Origin of the sequence: Falsiroseomonas sp. E2-1-a20 (genome assembly GCF_051433195.1) — a bacterium.
Classification (GTDB): domain Bacteria; phylum Pseudomonadota; class Alphaproteobacteria; order Acetobacterales; family Acetobacteraceae; genus Falsiroseomonas.
In genome coordinates, this window is sequence record NZ_JBHMFT010000008.1 from 189,812 (window position 1) to 211,849 (window position 22,038).

The 22,038-nt window shown below is 70.5% G+C and carries 21 protein-coding genes and 1 pseudogene; 7 read left to right on the top strand and 15 right to left on the bottom strand.

What is annotated here, in order from left to right:
* Positions 1–4: 4 nt before the first annotated feature.
* The 12 genes from ACFHPP_RS12595 to ACFHPP_RS12650 all read right to left on the bottom strand — a co-directional run bounded on the left by ACFHPP_RS12595 (position 5) and on the right by ACFHPP_RS12650 (position 12,686).
* Complete coding sequence (locus ACFHPP_RS12595; RefSeq protein WP_437163596.1) at positions 5–847, bottom strand: carbohydrate ABC transporter permease; 843 nt, start codon at positions 845–847, stop codon at positions 5–7.
* Positions 847–1,728, bottom strand: coding sequence for a carbohydrate ABC transporter permease (locus ACFHPP_RS12600; protein ID WP_437163597.1), 882 nt, complete (start codon positions 1,726–1,728; stop codon positions 847–849). The genes ACFHPP_RS12595 and ACFHPP_RS12600 overlap by 1 nt, the downstream gene beginning before the upstream one ends.
* Positions 1,729–1,734: 6 nt before the next feature.
* Complete coding sequence (locus tag ACFHPP_RS12605; RefSeq protein ID WP_437163598.1) at positions 1,735–3,051, bottom strand: ABC transporter substrate-binding protein; 1,317 nt, start codon at positions 3,049–3,051, stop codon at positions 1,735–1,737.
* Positions 3,052–3,146: 95 nt separating this feature from the next.
* A complete protein-coding gene (locus tag ACFHPP_RS12610; protein WP_437163599.1) occupies positions 3,147–4,220 on the bottom strand; it encodes a LacI family DNA-binding transcriptional regulator in 1,074 nt (357 codons plus the stop codon).
* On the bottom strand, positions 4,217–4,981 hold the full coding sequence (locus ACFHPP_RS12615; RefSeq protein ID WP_437163600.1) for an SDR family NAD(P)-dependent oxidoreductase: 765 nt from the start codon (positions 4,979–4,981) through the stop codon (positions 4,217–4,219). Before ACFHPP_RS12615 ends, ACFHPP_RS12610 begins: the two co-directional genes overlap by 4 nt.
* Before the next feature lies 1 nt (position 4,982).
* Positions 4,983–6,290 carry a histidinol dehydrogenase gene (gene hisD / locus ACFHPP_RS12620; RefSeq protein ID WP_437163601.1) on the bottom strand — a complete coding sequence of 436 codons (1,308 nt, stop codon included), beginning with the start codon at positions 6,288–6,290 and terminating at the stop codon, positions 4,983–4,985.
* Between the two features lie 83 nt (positions 6,291–6,373).
* On the bottom strand, positions 6,374–7,705 hold the full coding sequence (locus ACFHPP_RS12625) for a sigma-54-dependent transcriptional regulator (RefSeq protein WP_437163602.1): 1,332 nt from the start codon (positions 7,703–7,705) through the stop codon (positions 6,374–6,376).
* Complete coding sequence (locus ACFHPP_RS12630) at positions 7,702–9,153, bottom strand: sensor histidine kinase (RefSeq protein ID WP_437163603.1); 1,452 nt, start codon at positions 9,151–9,153, stop codon at positions 7,702–7,704. Before ACFHPP_RS12630 ends, ACFHPP_RS12625 begins: the two co-directional genes overlap by 4 nt.
* 62 nt (positions 9,154–9,215) lie before the next feature.
* Positions 9,216–10,544: a monovalent cation/H(+) antiporter subunit G gene (locus ACFHPP_RS12635; RefSeq protein ID WP_437163604.1), complete on the bottom strand. Its 1,329-nt coding sequence runs from the start codon at positions 10,542–10,544 to the stop codon at positions 9,216–9,218.
* Positions 10,541–10,840 carry a monovalent cation/H+ antiporter complex subunit F gene (locus ACFHPP_RS12640; protein ID WP_437163605.1) on the bottom strand — a complete coding sequence of 100 codons (300 nt, stop codon included), beginning with the start codon at positions 10,838–10,840 and terminating at the stop codon, positions 10,541–10,543. Before ACFHPP_RS12640 ends, ACFHPP_RS12635 begins: the two co-directional genes overlap by 4 nt.
* Positions 10,837–11,163, bottom strand: coding sequence for a Na+/H+ antiporter subunit E (locus tag ACFHPP_RS12645; protein ID WP_437163606.1), 327 nt, complete (start codon positions 11,161–11,163; stop codon positions 10,837–10,839). Before ACFHPP_RS12645 ends, ACFHPP_RS12640 begins: the two co-directional genes overlap by 4 nt.
* A complete protein-coding gene (locus ACFHPP_RS12650) occupies positions 11,160–12,686 on the bottom strand; it encodes a proton-conducting transporter transmembrane domain-containing protein (RefSeq protein WP_437163607.1) in 1,527 nt (508 codons plus the stop codon). The genes ACFHPP_RS12645 and ACFHPP_RS12650 overlap by 4 nt, the downstream gene beginning before the upstream one ends.
* A 245-nt stretch (positions 12,687–12,931) precedes the next feature.
* Here ACFHPP_RS12650 and ACFHPP_RS12655 point away from each other — a divergent pair, with 245 nt between their 5' ends.
* Entirely contained in the window at positions 12,932–14,113 is a 1,182-nt protein-coding gene (locus tag ACFHPP_RS12655) for an IS110 family transposase (protein ID WP_437163608.1), read from the top strand.
* Positions 14,114–14,121: 8 nt separating this feature from the next.
* On the opposite strand, the gene ACFHPP_RS12660 is transcribed toward ACFHPP_RS12655, so the two are convergent.
* From ACFHPP_RS12660 to mbhE, 3 genes are read right to left on the bottom strand one after another with little or no spacing between them, the layout of a single operon-like run.
* Positions 14,122–14,532, bottom strand: a complete 411-nt coding sequence (locus ACFHPP_RS12660) for an NADH-quinone oxidoreductase subunit K (RefSeq protein WP_437163609.1) — start codon at positions 14,530–14,532, stop codon at positions 14,122–14,124.
* A gap of 4 nt (positions 14,533–14,536) precedes the next feature.
* Positions 14,537–14,953, bottom strand: coding sequence for an MnhB domain-containing protein (locus ACFHPP_RS12665; protein ID WP_430672411.1), 417 nt, complete (start codon positions 14,951–14,953; stop codon positions 14,537–14,539).
* Positions 14,954–14,955: 2 nt separating this feature from the next.
* Positions 14,956–17,259, bottom strand: coding sequence for a hydrogen gas-evolving membrane-bound hydrogenase subunit E (gene mbhE, locus ACFHPP_RS12670; protein WP_437163610.1), 2,304 nt, complete (start codon positions 17,257–17,259; stop codon positions 14,956–14,958).
* 282 nt (positions 17,260–17,541) lie between these two features.
* Between mbhE and ACFHPP_RS12675 the strand changes: the two genes are divergently transcribed.
* From ACFHPP_RS12675 to ACFHPP_RS12700, 6 genes and pseudogenes are all read left to right on the top strand, one after another.
* A complete protein-coding gene (locus tag ACFHPP_RS12675; RefSeq protein ID WP_437163611.1) occupies positions 17,542–18,372 on the top strand; it encodes an IS1595 family transposase in 831 nt (276 codons plus the stop codon).
* Positions 18,369–18,557, top strand: coding sequence for a helix-turn-helix domain-containing protein (locus tag ACFHPP_RS12680; RefSeq protein WP_437163612.1), 189 nt, complete (start codon positions 18,369–18,371; stop codon positions 18,555–18,557). The genes ACFHPP_RS12675 and ACFHPP_RS12680 overlap by 4 nt, the downstream gene beginning before the upstream one ends.
* A 15-nt stretch (positions 18,558–18,572) precedes the next feature.
* Positions 18,573–19,727 (top strand): annotated as a pseudogene (locus ACFHPP_RS12685) (RNA-guided endonuclease InsQ/TnpB family protein); the annotation flags it as partial.
* A 365-nt stretch (positions 19,728–20,092) separates the two neighbouring features.
* On the top strand, positions 20,093–20,449 hold the full coding sequence (locus tag ACFHPP_RS12690; RefSeq protein ID WP_437163613.1) for an OmpA family protein: 357 nt from the start codon (positions 20,093–20,095) through the stop codon (positions 20,447–20,449).
* Positions 20,450–20,639: 190 nt separating this feature from the next.
* Positions 20,640–21,023, top strand: coding sequence for a CHAT domain-containing protein (locus ACFHPP_RS12695; RefSeq protein WP_437163614.1), 384 nt, complete (start codon positions 20,640–20,642; stop codon positions 21,021–21,023).
* A 235-nt stretch (positions 21,024–21,258) separates the two neighbouring features.
* On the top strand, positions 21,259–22,038 hold a 780-nt coding region (locus tag ACFHPP_RS12700), incomplete at its 3' end, for an SDR family oxidoreductase (RefSeq protein ID WP_437163615.1).

The following is a 22,038-nucleotide window of genomic DNA, read 5'->3' on the forward strand; positions in this document are numbered from 1 at the left end:
GGTCTCACTTCACGGCGCCACCCGTCATCCCGCGCACGAAGTGGCGCTGGATGACGGAGGCGAGCAGGAACATCGGGATGGAAATCAGGATGCCGGCGGCCGCGATCAGTTCCCACAGGTCACCCCGTTCGGTCCGGAACCGCGTGATGCCGACCGGCAGGGTCACCGCATCGTCGCGCGTCAGGATCAGCGCGAACAGGAACTCGTTCCAGGTCAGGATGAAGCAGAACACCGCCGTCACCAGGACCCCCGGCCAGACCATCGGCACGACGATGTCGAGGATGACGCGCAGCCGCGTCGCGCCATCGACCAGCGCGGCTTCCTCGGATTCCGTCGGCACCGCATCCAGGAAGCCCTTCAGCATCCAGACCGCGAAGGGCGTCACGATGGCCAGGTTCACGATGACCAGCGCGAGGTGCGTATCCAGCAGGCCCAGGTCACGGAACAGCAGGTAGAAGGGCAGCACCACCACGACCGCCGGAATGAACTGCGTCGCCAGGATGGTGAAGAACAGCGCGCCCTTGAACGGCATTTCGAACCGGCTGAACGAATAGGCCGCCAGTGTCGAGGCCGGGACCGAGATCAGCACCGTCAGCCCGGCCACGATGGTGCTGTTCCACAGCGTCTGCCCGATGTTCCAGGGCGCGCTGAAGATGGTGCGGAAATTGTCGAGCGTCGGCGTGAAGATGACGGTCAGGTCGAACAGGTCGACCGGCCGCTTGAACGCCGTCAGCGCCATCCAGAGGATCGGGAACAGGATCAGGAACAGCGCCAGCAGCAGGATGGCGGATTCCACCGCCTTCCAGACCAGCTTCCGCCGCCGTGCGCGCGCAGCCTGGGCCAGCATCACGCGCCCCCCGGCTTGCGCAGCACCAGCTTCATGTACCAGATCGCCAGGAAGACCAGCAGCGCCGTGAGGATCCAGGCGACCGCGGAGGCATAGCCCATGTCGTACCAGCGGAAGGCGATGGAATAGACCAGGTAGGCCAGCGTCACCGTGGATTGCCCGGGGCCGCCGCCGGTCAGCGTCACCACCTGGTCGAACATCTTCAGCGCGAAGACGGTCTTGAGGATGGCGACCACCGCCAGCACGGGCATCAAGGCCGGGATCGTCACGTCGCGCAGCACCTGGAACTCACTCGCGCCATCGATGCGCGCCGCCTCCTCCGGCTCCTTCGGCAGGGCTGCCAGGCCGCCCAGCACCACCAGCGTCATATACGGCACCCAGCGCCAGGCATCGGAGAACACCAGCACCAGCAGGGCGGCGACCGGATCGGCAAGCCAGACATACCCCTCCAGCCACGGCACCAGGGCGCCGGCCAACCAGGTGAAGACGCCCATCTCCGCGTTGAACATGAAGCGGAAGGAGATGCCGACCAGCGCCGGCGAGACGGCGAAGGGCAGGATCAGCACGGCGCGCGTCATGCTGGCGAGCACACCCGCCCGCCGCAGCAGCAGCGCGAGGCCCAGCGCCGAGAGCACCGTGATGGTCACGTCGATGACCACGAACAGCGCCGTCACCGTCGCGGCATTGGCAAAATCGGGGTCATCCGTCAGTGCGGTGATGTAGTGTTCCGCCCCGATGAAGGGCCCCGGCGTCAGCGACCGCGTCAGGCGCCAATCCCGGAAACTGGTGACGAGCGAGACGGCCAGTGGCCAGATCGTCGTCCCCACCACCAGCAGGGCCGCCGGCAGGATCAGCAGATATTTCAGCCGGCGGTCCTGCATGCGCGATCAGCCGCGGCGGACGATGCGCCGCACGGATGCGGCGGCCGCGTTGAAGGCATCGGGCACGGTGCGGGTGCCAGAGGCCGCCTCGCTCATCGCCGTCTCCAGCGCCTCGCTGATCTGCGGCCATTCCGGGCCGAAGGTGATGCTCTGCGTGCGCGCCAGGCCCTCCGCCGCAAAGCGGTGCATGCCGCCGAAGCGCGCATTCACCGCCTCGTCCAGCAGGTTCGGCTGCATCACCGCGACCACGTCGCTCTCGCGCGGGTCGAGCAGGACCTCCCGCTCCAGCGCCGGGTTGGCGATCCAGGCGAGCAGTTCCGCCGCGGCGTCCTTGCGGCGCGACCAGCGCGTGATGCCCCACACCCAGGTGTTGGTGAAGGTGGTGCGCGGCTGGCCGGCGAAGCTCGGCATCGGCGCGAAGCCGATCTGCGGCTCGGTCAGCCGGCTCGATTGCGGGTTCAGCAGCGTCGATCGCACCCACCACCACACCGGCAGCATCGCCGAGTTACCCTGCCCCATGCTGTTCACCGCGTCCTGCTCGACGAAGGACACCGCGCCGGGCGGGGTGATGCGGTGGCGGCGCAGCAGGTCCACGTAATCCGTCACGGATTGCAGGCCGGCCGCGCTGTTGAAGGCCGGCTGGCCCTGCGCATCGAACAGCGCGCCGCCGCGGCCCCAGAGGAAGTTGTACCACACCATCAGGTTCTGGCCGTTGCCGCGGCCATAGGGCACGGCGACGCCGGACATGCCCGGCTCCTTCTCCTGGATCGTGCGGCCGGTCTCGACCAGCGCTTCCCAGGTCGCGGGCGGGGTCAGGTTGTGCTTCTCGAACAGGTCGCGTCGATAGAACAGCAGCTGCACATGCCCGCGGCTCGGCAGGCCGAGCAGGCGGTTGTTCACGCGGCCCTGGCGCAGATGCGCCTCCGGCCAGCGATCCAGCGGGATCGACTTGGCGCGCACCACATCGTCGATCGGGTCGAACAGATTGTTCAGGGAGGCGACCCACTGGTCCATCGCGATCGCCAGGTCGTAGTCGCCGCCGCCGCCCACCATCTCCGCCGTCAGCGATTCGCGCATGCTGGCGAAGGGGACGAAGGTGTACTTCACGTTGATGCCGGTCTGCTCGGTGAAGGCGGCGAGCCGCGCCTCATGCGCCCGGAACTGCGACGCGACGACGCAAAGCACCTTGAGCTCCTGCCCCGCGAAGGGCTTGCCGGGCCGCAGCCCCGGCGTGGCGGTGACGGAGGCCTGCGCCCTTCCGCCGGCCGCGAGGATGGCACCGCCCGCGGCGGCGGCCAGGATATCACGACGACGCACGGCCATGGCCCGGTCTCCTCCCTCTGCGCGATCGGTCCGCCGCGCCTGTTCTTGCATACGCATGCAAGCTTATCGGCAGGTCGCCGCCGCTGGCAAGCCCGTCATTGCGTCGCCTCCTCCCGCACCGGCCGCCAGACCAGCTGCCCGCCGATGCTGACGCAGCCTTCCGGCGGGACGCGCGCCGATCCACGCACCACAAGCTCGCCCGGCACCACCTGGTGCCGCGTCGGCGTCTCCGGGTCCTCGATCATCTCGCAGACCATCGCGACGGCGGCATCCACCATCGGCTGCAAGGGCTGGGAGAAGGAGGTCAGGGAGAAGGTCGGCCAGCGCGCCGGGCCGGTGTCGTCGAAGCCCACCAACGACAGGTCGCGCGGGATGCGCAGCCCGAATTCGTGGCGCGCCACCTCGGACACCGCGGTCGCCATGTGGTCGTTGCCGCAGAAGATCGCATCCGGCCGGTCCGGCCGCGCCAGCATCCGGCGTGCGGCGGCGGAGGCGGCCTCGAAGTGGTACAGGCCCACCTCGCGCATCGGCTGCGGCAGCCCCTGTTCGGCAAGCCAGCCGGTGAACCCACGCTCCCGGTCCCGGCTGGTGGAGGAATTCTCGATGCCCGCGAGGAAAGCCAGCCGCCGGTGCCCGCCGGCGACCAGGAACTCCGCGATCATCCGCCCGCCGCGCAGGTTCTCCCCGGTGACGGAGGAGACGTTCGCGGCGCGGCTGGTGCGGTTGAACAGCAGCACCGGGATGCCGGCCAGGCGGCACTGTTCGGCCAGCGCGGACGACAGGGTGGTGGAGGCCAGGATCAGGCCATCGACGCGCCAGGCCAGCACGTCCTGCAATTGCGGATCGGCATGGCGTCCGGCATCCGGCGTGAACAGCAGCAGCTGGTAGCCACGCGCCTGCAGGCCGCGCGACAGCGCCTCCAGCACCTCGGGGTAGAAGTGGTTCTGCAGATAGGCCGCGGCGACGCCGATGATGCGGCTGCGGCGCGTGGTCAGCGACCGCGCGATGGCGTTGGGACGGTAGCCGAGTTCGCGCGCCGCATTCTCCACCCGGGCGCGTGTCTCCTCCGCGATGGAGGCGCCGGGCGTGAAGGCGCGGCTGACGGCGGATTGGGAGACACCGGCCAGGCGCGCCACATCGGTCGCCGTCGCGTGCCGCCGCGCCGTCATTCCGCGGTCCAGCCTCCATCGACCAGCAGGGAGGAGCCTGTCATCAGCGTCGCGGCGTCGGAGCAGAGGAATAGGATGGCGCCCATCAGATCCTCGACCTGTCCCAGCCGGCCGAGCTTGATCTTCTCCAGCACGTTGGCCTTGAAGCCCGCATCGGCCAGGAAGGGCCGGGTCATCGGCGTCTCGATGAAGGTGGGGCACAGGGTGTTCACGCGGATGCCATGCGGCGCCAGGTCGATCGCCATGGCCCGCGTGATGCCCTCGATCGCCCATTTGGAGGCGCAGTAGACGCTGCGCCGCGCGCCGCCCACATGCCCCATCTGGGAGGAGACATGCACGATGGCGCCCGAAATGCCGGCCGCCATCATGCCGCGTGCGACGGCCTGCGCCACGAAGAAGGCGGCGCGGACGTTCAGCGCCATCACCGCGTCGAAATCCTCCGGCGTCACGTCCGGGAAGGCGGCGGGGCGGTTGGTGCCGGCATTGTTCACCAGCGCGTGGAATGGCCCCGCGGCGGTGATCTTCGCGCCCGCATCGGCGACATCCGAGACATCGAGCGGTAACGCCTCCGCCGACCCACCCTCCGCGCGGATCGCGGCGGCGGCTTGCTCGATCTCGGCGGCGGAGCGCGCGGCCAGCACCACATGCGCGCCAGCGGCCGCAAGCGCCGCCGCGGCGCCGAGCCCAATGCCGCGCCCCGCGCCCGTCACCAGGGCGCGGCGGCCATCGAGCCGGAAGGAAGGCGTCCTCGGCAGGTCCATCTCAGTCCGCCGCCTGGCCGTAGGGCACGTTGCGCCCGCCATAGCGCCGCAGCCGGACATTGGCCTGCTCCGCATGGCCCACGAAACCCTCGAGCATGCAGAGCCGCGAGCAATAGGCGCCGACCATCGCGCTCGCCTCGTCCGTCAGCACGCGCTGGTAGGTGACGGTCTTCAGGAACTTCCCGACCCAGAGCCCGCCGGTGTAGCGCGCGGCCCCCAGCGTCGGCAGCGTGTGGTTGGTTCCGATCACCTTGTCGCCGTAGCTGACATTGGTGCGCGGGCCCAGGAACAGCGCGCCGTAATTGGTCATGTTCTTCAGGAAGAAGTCGTCGTCGTCGGTCATCACCTGCACATGCTCGGAGGCGATGCGGTCGGCCTCCCGCAGCATCTCCGCCTTGTCCTCGCAGAGGATCACCTCGCCATACTCGGCCCAGGCCTTCGCCGCGATATCGGCAGTCGGGAGGATGGCGAGCAGGCGTTCCACCTGCGCCATCGTGTCGCGCGCCAGCTTCTCGCTGGTGGTCAGCAGGATGGCCGGGCTGGTCGGGCCGTGTTCCGCCTGGCCCAGCAGGTCGGTCGCACAGATCTCGCCGTCCACCGTGTCGTCGGCAATCACCAGCGTCTCGGTCGGGCCGGCGAACAGGTCGATGCCGACGCGGCCGAACAACTGGCGCTTGGCCTCAGCGACATAGGCATTGCCGGGCCCGACCAGCATGTCCACCGGCGCGATGCTCTCGGTGCCCAGCGCCATGGCGCCCACCGCCTGCACGCCGCCGAGCACGCGGATCTCGTCGGCGCCGGCCAGGTGCTGCGCGGCAACGATGGCGGGCGCGGGGCGGCCCTGGTAGGGCGGCGCGCAGGTCGCGATGCGCTGCACGCCGGCGACCTTGGCGGTGACCACGGACATGTGCGCCGAGGCCAGCAGCGGATACTTGCCGCCCGGCACGTAGCAGCCGACCGAGTTCACCGGGATATTCTTGTGGCCGAGCACGACACCAGGGAGCGTCTCCACCTCGATATCGGTCATCGAGGCGCGCTGGTGCTGGGCGAAGTTGCGCACCTGTTCCTGCGCGAAGCGGATGTCATCCAGGGCGCGGGCCGGCAGTTCGGCCAGGCAGGCGCGGATCTCGGCATCGGTCAGGCGGAAGTCGGTCCGGTCCCAACCATCGAAGCGGGCCGACATCTCGCGCACCGCCACGTCGCCGCGCTGCGCGATATCGGCGAGCAGCGTCTCCACCGTCGCGCGCACCGCGGTCTGGGCGGATTCCTTCTCCGCCGCGCCGATCGATCGCTTGAGCCAAACCGCCATGGCGCGCACCCATTCCTGTCCCTGAGCCCTCTATTTTGCATGCGCATGCAAGGTGAAGGCAAGCCCGTCCGTGACGCGGCAGGTCAGTCCGCCGCCATCCCGAGTTCCCGCATCCGCTTCCACAGCGTGGTGCGGGAAATGCCGAGCCGGCGCGCCGCCTCCGCCCGGTTGGCTCCGGCCTGGCGCAGGGCTTCGGCGATCGCGTCCCGGGTCGCGCCATCGATCGCGGCGCCGAGCCGGGAAGGCCCTGCCCCACCCCCGCCTTCCTCCAGCCGGCGTTCCGGGAACAGGTCGACTGGCCCGATCTCCTCCCCATCCGCCAGCGCCACCGCCCGCTCGATCCGGTTGCGCAACTCACGGACATTGCCCGGCCAGTCGTGGTCGGCGAGGCACGCCAGGGCGGCCGGGGCGAAGCGGCGCGGGCCGAGGCCGAAGCGCGCCACTGCCTCGGCCAGCAGGCGCTCCGCCAGCCAGGGCAGGTCCTCCGTCCGGCGGCGCAGCGGCGGTACCTCCACCGGGATGACGTGCAGGCGGTAGTACAGATCCTCCCGAAAGCTGCCCGCCCGCACCCGGGCCGCCAAATCGGCATGGGTCGCGCAGACCAGCCTTGCCGCGAAGGGCCGCTCCGCCGCGGCGCCGAGCGGCAGGTAGCTGCGCTCCTGCACCAGCCGCAGCAGCTTGGCCTGCAGGTCGAGGGACAGTTCGGCGATCTCGTCCAGCAGCAGCGTGCCCGCCCCTGCCCGCTCCACCACGCCGACCTGACGGCCGGTGGCGCCAGTGAAGGCGCCGCGCTCATGGCCGAACAGCGTGCTCTCGGCGAGGTCGCGCGGGATGGCGGCGCAGTTCAGCGCGACGAAGGGAGCATCGGCCCGCGCCGAGGCCGCGTGCAGGAAGCGCGCCGCAACCTCCTTGCCCACGCCGGTCTCGCCGGTCAGGGCAACCGGCGCATCCACCCGCGCCGCCTTGCGGATCAGGGCTTCGACCTCCCGCATCGCGCGGGAGACCCCAAGTACGGGTCCGGCGGCCTCGACCTTCGGCGCGGCCAGAACCTCTGCCAATGCGGCCGTCAGCGCATCCACCAGGCGGTCGACGTCGACCGGCTTGGTCAGGTAGTCCCGTGCGCCGGCGCGCACCAGCCGCACCGCCTGCGCCACATCCCCGAACGCCGTCATGAACACGGCCGGAAGCGCGCCGAGTTCCGCCACCAGGCGCTGGTACACCGCCTCGCCGGACATGTCCGGCAGGCGGATGTCGCTGACCACCGCATCGGGGCGCAGCGCCGTCGCCTCCCGCAATGCCGCGGCCCCGGTGGCGGCCAGGCGGGGGCGGAAGCCTTCGAGACGCAGGCGCTGCACCAGCGCCGGACCCAGGACGGGGTCATCCTCCACCACCAGCACCACCTTCGGCCCACTCATCCGCGGCCCCCGCCTTCACCAGGAATGGCCAGCGGGATCACCAGCCGGATCGCGGTGCCACCGGTCGGTCGCTCTGTCACCGAGGCGTGGGCATCCAGGTTGCCCAGCAGCGAGACCACCACACCGATCCCAAGCCGGCGCGAGCCAGGCTCCGATGCCGCCGCGCCGGTCAGCCGCATCGCCTCGGCCGGAGCCAGTCCGTCGCCCTGGTCGGTGATTTCGCAGACCAGGTCGCCACCCACGATCCTCGCCTGCAACCCGACGACGCCCTGCGGCGGCGTCGCGGCGCAGGCATTCAGCAGCAGGTTCAGAAGCACCTGCCGAACGCCACCGGAGCCCAGCCCGATGGGCCCCTCCGGCAGGTCCAGATCAAACGCCACCGTCACGCCGCGCCGCTCCGCCGCCGGACGCACCAGGTGGCGCAGATCCTCGAAATCCGCGCGGGTCAGCGGCCGGTCGTCGCCGGGCCGGTAGGCATCGAGGGTGCCGGTGACGATCCGCTCCAGCGCCGCGATCCCGCGCTCGAGGAAGCCGAGCGATTCCTCGCGCACCTCCGCCCGGTCACCGAAGCGCCGCAGGGTGGAGACGGCGGTGGCGAGGCCACCCAGCGGGTTTCGCACCTCATGCGCCACGGTGGCGGCGAGATCGCCGAGGGCCGCCACCTGCTCCCGCTCGGCCAGGACCGCGGACAGCCTCTCCCGCTCCCGCACCCCGTCGGCCATGCGGTTGTAGGCGCGCAGCACGTGCCGCGTCCGCGGGTCGGATCCGGCGACCAGCGCCTCGGGCAGCCGGGCGGGCGGGCGCTGCGCGCCCTCCGCCAATTCCTGCACCAGGGCGCGCAGCGGGCGACCGATGCGGCGCAGCACCAGCCCGGTCAGCACCGCGAAGGCGGCAGCCAGCAGCAGGTCCACGGCGACCACCGTCCAGGCCAGCCGCTCCCGCGCCGCCAGTACCGGGGCGATGTCGAGCGCGGCGACGAGGCGCCCGACCGGGCTCGAAACCTCCTGCACGCCGCGGCTTGCCCAGGCGATGCCGGTCTCGGCGTCGATCCGCCAGGTGGTGCCCGCCACGATCTCGGCGGCGGGCTCCGGCAAATCCGGGTCGCCGTGCCGGGCCAGCAGCCGGCCATCGGCGGCGTAAGCGAACAGCGCGCGCTCCACGACCCCGTACTGCTCGCCGAAGGCCCGCGCGAAACGGGCCGAGATGTAGGCCGCATCACCCGCCTGCAGCCCCGGCCGGACGCTGGCCACGAGTCCGTCGAGATAGACCTGGCCGACCTGCTGGAGTTGCCGGTCCGCCTGGCGGTTGGTGACCTGCAGGGCGACCTGGGTGGTGCCCACGGCCACCGCGAAGACGATCAGCCCGGCCGCCGCCGGCAGCCGCAAGGCGGGCAACAGGACCGGGCGCGGAAGCTGCCGGGGCCGGGCACTGGCTGGGGCAGGCGTCATGGCCCGGTCGGCTCCACCCATCCTCCCATCCCATCCCCACCCGCACCCCTGGGGCCCCTGCGTCAGGGCAGCAGGACCAGCGGCACGGTCTCCGCGGCGGTCTCGAAGGCGCAGCCGCGGATGCTGTCGAAGAACCCTCCGTAGCGTGTCGACAGGCAGGACACCACCGCCGCATCAAAGCAGGCCAGCCGCGCGCGCAGTTCGTCCACCTCGAAGTCAAGCCCGACCGGCGCCATCACCGCCACGCGGCGCCCATGCGCCCGCAGCAACTCGGCCTGGGCGCCGACCATCTCCCGCACCCCGCGCCGGTCGTCGCCGACCGGCAGGATGGACACCGGCGCCGAGGACCATAGCCCGGATCGCAGCAGCCCCGCCGCCAGCGCCCCGCAGCCGGGGGAGGAGCCGACCACGAGCAGCACGCCGCGGATCGTGCCCTGGCGACGCCGGACCCGCAGCACCGGCACGATGCGCGCGGCGGCGAGCGAGGCCGCCGTCTCGTGCCCCGGGTGGCTCTCCACCTCATGCGGCCCGGCCCCCGCCGGCACGATCACCAGGTCCTGCCCGGCGAGCAGCCGGACGAGATCCTGCGAGGAAGCTTCCTCATGCCGCGCAAGGGTCTCGACCCGCGGATGGGCGGCGGCGACCGACTGGAACTCGGCCAGGGCCGTCGCCGCGGCTTCCCGCATGCGGGCGCGGCTTTTCGAGGCGAGCCAGCTGGACCAGTAGGTGCCGCCGAGCGGCAGCGGCCCCCGCCAGGCCCGCGGCTCCAGCCCGGCACCCGACAGGCCGAGCACCGCGGCGTCGTGCGAGCGCGCCAGGTCCACCGCCTGCGCCGCCGCCTCGCGCTGCGCCGGGCCGCCGACCAGGCAGACCAGGATGCGGCGCAGCGGCACCGCCACGTCGTCGTTCCGCGCACCGGTATCCGGTTCGCGGATGGCCGCTTCGGCCTGGCGCGGGAACGCCTGGAGGGTGCTCATGGGCGGCTCTCCTTGAAACGGGGCGCGCGATGTCGGCGGGAAGGCCGCGATGCGCGCCGGGTTGATGTCCTGGATGCGACGCTCGAGCACGCCTGCAAGCGCGTCGGCCTGGCTCGCGGCGCCGAGCGGCGCGCCGGCGACATAGGCGGCGCGGCCGAGCGCGTGGGAGGCGAGAGGTGCCGTCAGGACCAGGAAGGCGACCGCCACGACGGTGGTCGCCACCGCGCCCGGTGTCCCGAAGGCGAGGCCGGCGCCGAGCAGCAGCAGCCCGGCCCCCGCAACCCCCGCCTTGGCGGCCGCATGCATGCGGCTGAAGGGATCGGGCAGCCGCGCCACGCCAAGCGCGGCCAGCGCCACGACGGCGGCGCCCGCCACGAGCAGGAGCGCGGCGAGGATCTCGATGAGGGTGTTCATTCGGCGGGCCTCACGACGGGCTTCCTGCCGTTGCGCTCCAGCAGCCGCGCGAAGGCGACCGCGGCGAGGAAGCCGACGAGCGCGATGCCGAGCGCGATATCGAGGAAGGCCGACTGGCCGGCGACCACGGCGGTGAGCGCAGCGAGGCAGACGCCGAGCAGGCCGAGCATGTCGGTGGCGATGGCACGGTCTGCCGAGGAAGGCCCAGCCAACAGCCGCCAGGCGACGGGAATGACGCCGAGCGCCACGATGACCAGCGCCAGCGCGGCGGCCCAGGGAATCAGCCCGGTGCTCATGGCAGCACCGCACGCACGCGGGTTTCCAGGATGGCCTTCATGTCGGCGACCGCCGCCGCCCGGTCCGGCGCGTCCAGCACATGCACGAACAGCGTGCGGCCATCGGCCGAGACGTCCAGGCTGGTCGTCCCCGGCGTCAGCGTCACGATGTTGGCGAACAGCGCCGTGCCGGCGGCCGAGCGGACATCGAGCGGCACGGCCAGGATCGCAGGACGCAACCGCTCCGTCGGCCCCAGCACGGCACGCACCACCGCGCCGGTGGATTTCGCCAGTTCGGTGAGGAAGGTGAGCCAGACCCGCAGCCAGGCGAGCGCGAGCTTCATGGGACGGCCTCCGTGAGCTGGACGGGGTTGGTGCCGAGCACCGCGGCGATGTAGCCCTCGCGGTCGAGCAGGCTCTCCGCCGCCGCGATCGAGAAGGCGGCGAAGGGCTCGGTCCACAGGCCGATCACCAGGGTGACGCCGCAGAGCAGGATGATGGGCGCGAAGGTCGCGAGCCGCTGGGCCGGGGTCCACGCGACCGGCGGCGCCGCCGCATCCGGTGCGGCCTTCCAGAACGCCTCGTTCCAGATCTTCACCATGGAGTACAGCGTGAGCAGACCGACGCCGAGGGCGACGAAGGCCAGCACATAGGCCTCCGCCTCCAGCCCCGAGCGGATCACGACGAGCTTGCCCCAGAAGCCGGACAGCGGCGGAATGCCGGCCAGCGACAGCGCCGGGATCAGGAAGGCGAGACCGAGCAGCGGCCGCGTGACCCATAGCCCGCCAAGCCGCGCGAGCGCGAAGGACCCGCCCACCTGCCGCATCGCGCCGGCCACCAGGAAAAGGTTCGCCTTCACCACGATGTGGTGGATGACGTAGAGCACGCTGCCCGCGATCGCGAGCGGTGTCATCAGCGCGACGCCGACCAGCATGTAGCCGATCTGGCTGATGATGTGGAAGCTCAGGATCCGGCGCACGTCGTAATGCGCGGCCGCACCCAGCACGCCCACCACCATCGTCGCCATGGCGACGACGCCGATGATCGGCCCGAACAGGGCCTGGTCATGCGCGAAGACCAGCGTGAAGATGCGGATGATGGCGTAGACGCCGACTTTGGTCAGCAGCGCCGCGAAGATCGCCGCCACCGGCATCGACGCCGTGTGGTAGGAGGCCGGCAGCCAGTTGAACAGCGGGAAGACCGCGGCCTTGGCGCCGAAGGACACCAGCAGCAGCACGCCCACCGCCGCCAGCGCGCCCTGGTTCTCGACCTGCGGCGCGACGCGCGCGAGATCCGCCAGGTTCAGCGTGCCGGTCAGGCCATAGACCAGGCCCACGGCGAGCAGGAAGAAGGTGGTGCCGACCAGGTTCAGCATCACGTAGCGGATGCCGCCATCGATCTGCTCCCGCGTGCGGTCGAGCACCAGCAGGCCGAAGGAGGCGATCAGCATCACCTCGAACCAGACATACAGGTTGAACAGGTCGCCGGTGGTGAAGGCGCCGGCAACCCCCATCAGCAGCGCATGGAACAGCGGCTGGAAGCCCGCGCGGTCACGCTCCTGCGCGCCGGGGCCCATGGCATAGACGGCGACCACCAGTCCCATGAGCCCGGTGATCGCCAGCATCGCGGCGGCCAGGTGGTCCACCACCAGGCTGATGCCGAAGGGCGCCGGCCAGTTGCCCATCTGGCCGACCACCATGCCGCCGGAGATGACCTCCGCCAGTAGCGCCAGGGTGGCGGCCAACAGCCCGATGGCGGCAGCCAGACCGACCAGCCGCTGCGCCGTTGGGCGCGACCACAGCAGGGCCGTGGCCGCGGTGGCCACGAGCGGGATCAGGATCGGCGCGACGAGGAGGATCTGGCGCATCACGCCGCCCTACCGTTCAGATGCTGCTTTGGCAGTGCCTGACGCCGTGGTCCTGTCATGCCAGGATCACGGCGCGGCGGCGGTGCCGGGATGGTTCTCATGCTGGCTGCCCAGGATGGCTCGGGAGGTAGATCCCCCGGCACCGCCACTCCGCCTCGACCGCTGATTAGGCTCTGCGATCCATCGCTGTGTAGGGCGACGACGGCGCGGGTGGGGTGCCGAACCTTCAATCGCCGGAGGGCACCATGGAGAGGATCAGTGTCGGGATAGACATCGCAAAGGACATCCACTGGGTCACCGCCATCGACGCCAACGGCGCCGTGCGGATCGACCGCAAGCTCCCCAACACGCCGCCCGAGATCGCGGGCTTGGCAGAACAACTCGCAGCCCTCGGCGGAGCTGTGCAGATCGGCATCGACGTCATCGGCGGTATCGCCAGCCTCGCCGAAGTCATGCTGGCCGAAGCAGGCTTCACCCTCGTTCATGTGCCGGGCCTGGCCGTCAACCGTGCCCGCCAGCGCACCGTCGGCGGCGAAAACAAGTCCGACCCGCGCGATGCTCGCACCATCGCCGAGCAGGTCCGCACCCGATCCGATCTTCGCAGGGTCGAACCGTTCACTGAGATAGACATCGAGATCAGGCTGCTGGCCGGCCGACGACGCGACCTGGTGCACGCCCAGACCCAGCGACTGGCCCGCATGCATGACCTGCTGGTCGGCATCTTCCCCGGCCTCGAAGCCCGCCTCGACCTCACCACCAAAGGGCCGCTGCATCTGCTGACCAAGTTCGTCACACCCGCCGAGCTGCGCAATGCCGGCCGTAAGCGCCTGGTGCGCCACTTGCAGGCCGCCGGCGGCCTGCCCAACGTCGAGGCCCTCGCCGACCGCGCGCTCGCCGCCGCCGCCGAACAGGCCATCGCCGTGCCAGCCGAGCGCATGACCGCGCGCATGATTCGCGAACTCGCCGCCGAGGCCCTGGCCTGCCGCTCCCGCCTCATCGAACTCGATCGCGAATTGGAGGCGCTGCTCGAACGCCACCCTGATGCGACCCTCATCCGCAGCCTGCCCGGCATGGGGGTCGTACTCTGCGCTGAACTCATCGCCGAGGCAGGCAACCTCTCCCGCTTCCGCTCCGCCGATGCGCTCGCCTCCGCCGCAGGCATGGCGCCCGTGCTGCGGCAATCCGGCCGAACCCGCTTCCTGCGACGACCCAATGGCGGCAACAAGGGCCTCAAGCGCGTCTTCTACCAGTCGGCCTTCTGCTCGCTCAGCCACGCCGATAGTCGCGCCTTCTACGATCGCAAGCGACGCGAGGGGAAACGCCACCACACCGCCGTCATCGCCCTCGCACGCCGCCGCGTGAACGTGCTCTGGGCCGTCGTCCAAAGCCGCACGCCGTTCCAGACCGGATTCAAAACAGCCAGTTGACTGAGCCATTAGGCTGCCTCCCGCCGCTCAGGGAGAGGCTGCTGCGCCGGTGCCGGTGCCACCGGCTGGTCCGGCGCCTCCGCCGCATCCATGTCCTCGGTGCTCACGCTGCCGAACTCGGCGTGGGCGCGCATCACCAGCACCAGCGCGAAGGCGGCAAGCCCGAAGCCGATGACGATGGCGGTCAGCACCAGGGCCTGCGGCAGCGGGTTCGCCGCGCCGGCCACAAGCGCCGTCGCACCGTACTCCACCAGCGGCGGCACCATCGTGCCGATCCGGCCGGCGGCGAAGATCGAGAGATTGGCCGCCGTGCCGAGCAGCACGAAGCCGAGCAGTGCCCGCGGCAGGTCGCGCGCCAGCAGCAGGTAGGCCGCCGCGGCGACCAGCACGCCGACGGTCAGGGCCAGGAACGCTCCCACGGCCTCAATCCTCCGCCACGAGGGCGAAGACCATCGCGGTGATCGTGCCGATCACCACGAGGTAGACGCCGACATCGAAGACGAAGGCGGTGTTCAGCGGCAGCTTCACGGGCAGGTCCGGGAACCACCAGCGATGCGTCAGGTAGCCGGCGGAGGGATCGAGCCAGGCCAGCAGCCCGCTGCCCGCCGCCAGCAGCAGGCCCACGCCGCACCAGGACGCCGGCGGCAGGCGCATGGCGCCCAGCGCCGCCGCCTGCCCGCGCGAGATCGCGTAGAAGACGAGCCCAGCCGCGGCGACCAGGCCGCCGACGAAGCCGCCGCCCGGCGCGTTGTGCCCGCGCACCAGCAGGTACAGCGACACCAGCAGCGGCACCCACAGCAGCAGCGGCGCGGAGGCGCGAAGGATGAGGGAGGCGGGCATCGTCAGTTTCCACTCCGGAGCGGGCGGGCCGCGCCGCGCAGCAGCGCGATGACGGCGAAGGCGGCAATGGCGAGCACCGCGATCTCGCCCAGCGTGTCGAGCGCGCGGAAATCCACGAGGATGACGTTCACCACGTTCTGCCCATGGCCGCCCGGGATGCTGTTCTCGCCGAACCACAGGCCAAGTCGCGGATCGAAGGGCGAGGCAAGAACGGCCAGCAGCAGCAGCGCGACGGAGCTGCCCGCCGCCACCGCCACCACGGCATCGCCGGCCCGCTGGCGGGGCCTGCGGGTATCGCGGCCGTGGATCGGCAGCCGGATCAGCACCGTCGCCAGCATGACGACCAGCAGCACCTCGACCGTGAACTGCGTCAGCGCGACGTCGGGCGCGCCAAAGGTCAGGAAGACCACTGCGGCCCCGAAGCCCACCAGCCCCAATGCCATCACCGCGGCAAGTGTGGTCGTGGCGAGCGCCGTCGCCACCGCGCCGGCGGCGATCAGGCCGAAGGCGAGCACGCGCGGGTCGACGGCCGCATCCGCCGGCCAGGCGAGGCCGCCGCGCGCCAGCAACATCACCAGCGGGCCGAGCGCCGCGACCAGCAGCAGCATCCGCATGTAGCCGCGCAGGCTGCCGTGCTGCACCGCCGCCGTGATCGCCTCGGCGAAGCCGACGGTGCCGGCCAGGGTGCGCTCGTAGCCGCGGCCCGGCCCCATGTGGTCCAGCACCTTCGTCGCCCGCAGATGCGGCATGAAGCGTGGCCACAGCAGCAGCAGGATGACGCCGAGCAGGACGGTGGCGACGCTCAGCGCCAGGATCGGCGTGAAGCCGTGCCACAGCTTCAACTGCGTCGCGGGCGGATGGCCGAGGATCGCCGCCGCCGCGCCATCCAGCAGCCAGTCGCCGAGGAAGGACGGTGCCGTGCCGGCGGCGAGGCCGAGAGTCGCCAGCAGGATCGGCCCGGCGAGCATCGCGACCGGCGGATCATGCGGCGCCATCGGCGTCGGCCGCACCGTGCCGAAGAAGATGCGCCAGGACAGCAGGCCGGCGATCGCCACGCCTGCTGCATTCACCAGGAAGCCGACGACGACGACCGGGCCCGCCCCGCCATCGGTCGCGATCTTCGCCTCATAGACGATCTCCTTCGCCACGAAGCCGACGAAGGGCGGCAGCCCGGCCATGGACAGCGCGGCGAGTACCGCCGCCGCGGCGGTCCACGGCATGGTGGCGCGCAGACCGCCGAGGGCGGAGGCGTCCCGCGTGCCCGTCTCGTGGTCCAGGATGCCGGCGACCAGGAACAGCGCGGCCTTGTACAGGGCATGGACCAGCAGGAAGGTCACGGCCGCGGTGGCTGAGAGTTCGGGCGCGACTCCGATCAGCATCGTCAGCGTGCCCAGCGCGGTGACGGTGGTGTAGGCGAGTACGCGCTTCAGGTCGGTCTCGCGGAAGGCGAGGATCGCGCCGGTCAGCGCCGTCACCAAGCCTGTCACCGTCAGCAGGTTCTGCCACAGCACCTCCGTGCCGTAGACCGGGTTGAACCGCGCGAGCAGGTAGATGCCGAGCTTCACCATGGTCGCGGAGTGTAGGTAGGCGCTGACCGGTGTCGGCGCGGCCATGGCGTTCGGCAGCCAGAAGTGGAACGGGAACTGCGCCGATTTGGTGAAGGCGCCGAGCACCAGCAGCAGCATCGCCGGCACCGCCAGCGGATGCGCCAGCACCGCCTCACGCGCCGCAATGATGCCGGAGATGCTGGTGGTGCCGGCGGCGATGCCGACCAGGACCAGGCCCGCCAGCAAGGCCAGGCCGCCGCCGCCGGTGATCAGCAGCGCCTGCAGCGCGGCCTTCCGGGCCCCCGGCTTCTCATGGTCGTAGGCGACCAGGAAGAAGGAAGCGAGGCTGGTCAGTTCCCAGAAGATGAACAGGGTGATGACGTCGTCGGCGGTGACCGACCCCAGCATCGCCACCACGAAGATGAGCAGCAGGACCACGAGCCGCGTCAACCGGGCATCGCCTTCCAGGTAACGGCCGGCGTAGAGAAGAACGAGCGCACCGATGCCCGTGATCAGCAGCGCGAAAAGCGCCGCGAGACCATCCAACCGCAACCCGCCCGCGATGCCGAGCGACGGCACCGCCCAGAAGTTGGCCGACACCGGATCTCCGCCGGCGATGCCCAGATAGAGGGCGAAGCAAACGGCCGCCGCCGCAGCCCCGACCGGTGCAGCGAAGGCGGGGCGCAGGCATGCCACGCCCGCCGCGGCGACGATGCCGAGGATGAGTGGAAGCTGCAGGATGAAATCGATCGAGGGCATGACAGGTCGCTGTTGGCAAGCTCTGTGCCAGTCGGCGATGTTCGTAGAATCAATGTCCTGGGCCAGCTGCCCGGGAACTGGCGTCAATGCCGTTGAACGTCGCTGAACGTCCGTGTTCAGGATGGTGAACACCGCTTCCTTCGGCTGCGGCGGATGCCACCGTCCGGGATGGTGGTGCAGCGCGCCTGTCCGATCATGCCGGGGCGGGTTTCGTGTTGCCCGCCTGTTGACGTGGTTCAGGGCGCCACTCTATCTTGAGAACGTAAGAGGAACTTGGGCGGGATGACGCTGGCGGCTTTCCAGAAGCGGTTTGGGAGCGAGGAGCCATGTCGCGCCCATCTCGAAGCCGTTCAATGCCGCGACTGCAGCCACCAGTTCTCGGTGGCGAGTGGGACCGCCCTGCACGGCACCAAAGTGGCACTCTGCAAGTGGTTCACGGCCATCGACCTGATCGCATCGTCCAGCAAGGGCGTTGCGGCCCTGCGGCTGGCTGACCTCATTGGCGTCAGCACCAGGACGGCGTGGTTCATGGGGCACCGCATCCGGGCAATGATGGCGGGACGCGACCGCCTGCTCAGGGGCATCGTGGAGGCGGACGAAGCCTATCTCGGGGGACGGAAGAAGCCCGAGGAGCCGCACGACGCGGCTGCGTCGAAGCGCGGCCGTGGTCGAGGGCGGGCGACGATGTTCGTCGCCGTGGAGAGGGGCGGCGAAGCACGGGCCGGGCTGATCGCCAGTCACACCAAGGAGGCCAACGGGGGTGCGCTGCGGGCCTCGGTGGACCCCGGAGCGCGGCTGATCTCGGATGGGCTGCCGGCCTACCGGGAGCCAGGGCGCGGCTTCGCCGCCCATGACACGGTGGAGCACGGGCGGCGGCGCTTTGCTGAGGGCGACGCCCACGTCAACACCGCAGAAGCGTTCTTCGGGCTGTTCCGCCGCGCCGTGAACGGCGTCTGGCACCACATCAGCCGTAAACATGCCAGCCGCTACCTGCATGAGATGGAATGGCGCTGGAACCGCAGGAAGGTGGTCGCCACCGAGCGGGCGGACGCCATCCTGTCAGCGCTAGCGCCGCCGCTCGGCTGGTCCGCGCTGACGGAGCGGGCGGCATGACGGAGGTCGTGCAGGCCGCGACGTTCTGCGCCACCCTCAAGGCGCAGCAGGAGCATGTGCTTCGCGGGTGGGTCGGCTCCTGCCGATGGGTCTGGAACCGATGCGTCGAGTTCGACGGCACGCATCGGGAATGCACGGGCAAGTCCATCGCCTATGCTGACCTGACGAAGTGGCTGCCGGTCTAGAAGGAGAGCCATCCGTGGCTGGCCGAAGTGCCCGCCATCGCCTTGGTGGATGTGGTTCGGCAGTACTGCCAGGCCCGGAGCCGAGCGTTCGCGGACCGCAAGGCGGGGCTGCCGAAGGGAAGCCAGGCTGGCTTCCCGAAGTGGCGGAAGCGAAAGGCGGGCGAGGGGTCGGTCTATCTCGCGTCGGCGGCGCTGCCCGAGCTGACCCGCAGGCACACCAAGCACGCGCGCGGACGGGCCAATGTTATGCGCCTTGGTGCCATCCGCATCCGGGGTGGGCGCTGGCCCGAGGGACACCTGCTGGCCGCCCGGCTGCGCCTCGACGGTGAGCGCCGTGTGTTCTCGGTGCAGTTCAGGGCGCCGCCGCCGGCGGCGCGGGTGCCAGTGCCCGAGCCGACTGTGGACGTGCTCGGCCTGGATGGCGGCCTGTCGGCCCTGGTGGTCGAGAGCGATGGCGCGCGGCATGAAGCGCCGCGGCATCTGCGGAAGGCCGAGAAGAAGTTGAAGCGGCTCCAACGGCGCTGGAGCCGTGCGGAGCACGCCAGGAAGAAGGAGGAGCGCGAGGTCAGCCGCCGTCATGCGCGGCGGCAGCAGAGGCTTGGCCGTGCGCACCGTCAGGTGCGGGACCGGCGGGCCGACCATCATCACCACCTTTCGTCGGCGCTGACAGCCAAAGCGGCCGTGATCGGGGTGGAAGATCTGTCGGTGCAGGGCATGGCCCGTAACCCGTATCTCTCGAAATCAGTCGCGGACGCGGGGTTGGGCGAGTTGTATCGGCAGGTCGGCTACAAGGCCGCGTGGCGTGGTCGACGACTGCACGAGGTCGGGCGCTTCGAGCGCAGCACCGGGTGCTGCCCGGATTGCGGCCTCGTGGGGCCGCGCCTCGGCCTCAAGGTTCGGGTCTGGACCTGCCACTGTTGTGGCCGGGTGCATGACCGGGATCATGCTGCCGCTCGTTGGGTCGAGCGGTTGACACGGGAATGGGTAGCCCAAGGCATGGGCGAACCGGCGGTCGGGGCAGCCCGGCAGCCTACGCGCGGGGAGACGGGAGAGCAGCGACGTGGGCTTGGCCTGCGTCGTGGTGCCCGTCGTGGAGCCGCGAACGGAGATACGGGTTCGGATCAGCCCCTTGTGGCTGCCGGAATCACGTCAACGATGCCGTCGTGTTGACTCGGTACAGGGTTTCAAAAATAGTGAGGCGCTAAAAATGTATATCTTTATGCAATAGTAGGTCAGCAACAGTGCCACCGGGATCTCGCCGATGAGGTTGATCGCGCTTGCCATGGCCGGGCTGATCTTCGCGCCGCATGAGCCTGCCATAGCACAATCCGACGCCGTGACGCGTGCCCTGATCCAGCAGTTGAGCCGGCTGCCGAGTGCCGAGCGGGGCATTCGCCTGCCCGCCCCGGCTCCCGCTTCGGTCGCGGCGCCCGCTTCGGCTCCGGCTTCGGATGCCGTGACCAGCCCTGTCGCCCCTGAAGCACGTCGCCGCTCCGCTCCGGCCGTGGCGGATGTGCGTCGGGCTACGACGGCCGGTGGACGTTCCCGCCGTCAGTATCACCGTGACGTTCCCGTCAGGATCGGCAGACCTGACACCGGGCGCGGAGGCCGTCCTCCTGCCGCTTGGGCGGGCGCTCAGCTCGCCGGATCTCAGCGCGGATCGCTTCAGGATCGAAGGCCATACCGACCGGATTGGCTCAAGGGACATGAATCAGGCGTTGTCGGAGCGACGCGCCGAGGCCGTGCGGGATTTCCTGGTGCGGCGATATCAGGTCGATGCAGCGCGCATCGAGGTGGTCGGATGGGGGGAGGACGATCCCTTGATCCCCACCGCGGATGAGGTGGCTGCGGCAGCCAATCGCCGGGTGCAGGTCCTGAACCTGGGGCGGTAGTTCAGTGTTTTCGCGCCGGAGATCCCCGACGCGCATGATGGGACGGGTCCTGGCAGCCGACAACCATCAAAGTTTCGACCGATATTTTTCATGAATATCGATTTTATTTAATGAAATATCGAAAATTTCTGTTAAATTCTGGCTGCAGGCCGCTTGTCCCTTCGGAAAATCAGTCAGAAGGCCCGAGTTCATGCGGTCAACGCACGGCACTGCCATCCTGCTGCTGCTCGGCTCCCAGCAGGCCACGGCCGCGGCCGGTGCGGCCGGCGAGGAGCTTTCGGGGCTGGCCCAATCCTTCTTCTGGGCCGAGGCGCGAGGCCTGCTGGTGACGCATTGGAACGTGGCGGAGATTGCCGCAGTCAACACCATGGCCCAGATGCTCCAGCTTCAGGAGCAAGGACCCGACTCCGCCCTGGCGCTGCAACGGGCGCAACTCGACCTGGTGCAAAGGGCCGGCACCGGCCCCTTCCCGGCCGCCTACGCTCATACCCGCTTCTGGGCCGGCTTCGCGCTGATCGGCGATGGCCGCCGCTCACCGGCCCGGCCTTCGGGGGCCCGGGCCGCGTCACTATAAGGCGCGGCCCGGGCAAGGACGTGCAGGCACGGCTGGCGCAGGCGGGAACCCGGCCGCCTCGGCAGCCGTTGGACGGCAAGGCAGGGGCGAGCCGGCAGGGGGTCGGGCCGCGTTCCTGAAGCGGCGCGCAGGATCCCCTTCGGTCGCGACGGCAGCATGCAAGGCGCGGCCTCGCGCGGCCAGGACATCCCAACCTCACCCCTGCCAGGACGCGCTGAAGAAGGGAGAGGTCGGCATGGCGGATCGTGGAACGGTGGTGATCACGGGCGCCTCTGCCGGCGTCGGCCGCGCCACTGCGCGCGCCTACGCGCGGCGTGGCTGGAACGTCGCGCTCCTCGCGCGCGGTGCGGAGGGGCTCGAGGCGGCCCGCGCCGAGATCGAGCGAGACGGCGCGGCGGCGCTGGCCCTGCCGGTGGACGTCGCGGACCCCGACGCGGTGTTCCGCGCCGCCGGGCAGGTGGTCGCGGCCTTCGGCGCCATTGACGTCTGGATCAACGCTGCGATGGTCACCGTGCTCGGCGAGGTCGCGGAGATCACGCCCGAGGAGTTCCGCCGCGTGACCGAGGTGACCTATCTCGGCTCCGTCCACGGCACTCTGGCGGCGCTGCAGCACATGCGCCCGCGCAACCGCGGCACGATCGTGCAGGTGGGCTCGGCGCTGGCCTACCGCGCCATTCCTTTGCAAGCGGCTTACTGCGCCGCCAAATTCGCGATGCGCGGCTTCACGGACTCGCTGCGCAGCGAGTTGATCCACGCCGGCAGCGGCGTGCGCCTGACGATGGTGCAACTTCCGGCGGTCAATACGCCGCAGTTCGACTGGGCGCGCAACCATATGCCCCGCCGTCCGCGCCCCGTCGCCCCTGTCTTCGCACCGGAGGCCGTGGCGGAGCATATCCTGCGCGCCGCGAGGGAGGCGCCGCGGGAGCTATGGGTCGGCGGACCCGCCGTGCAGGCGATCCTGGGCAACATGGTTGCACCAGGGTTGCTGGACCGGATGCTGGCTGTAGCTGCTGGC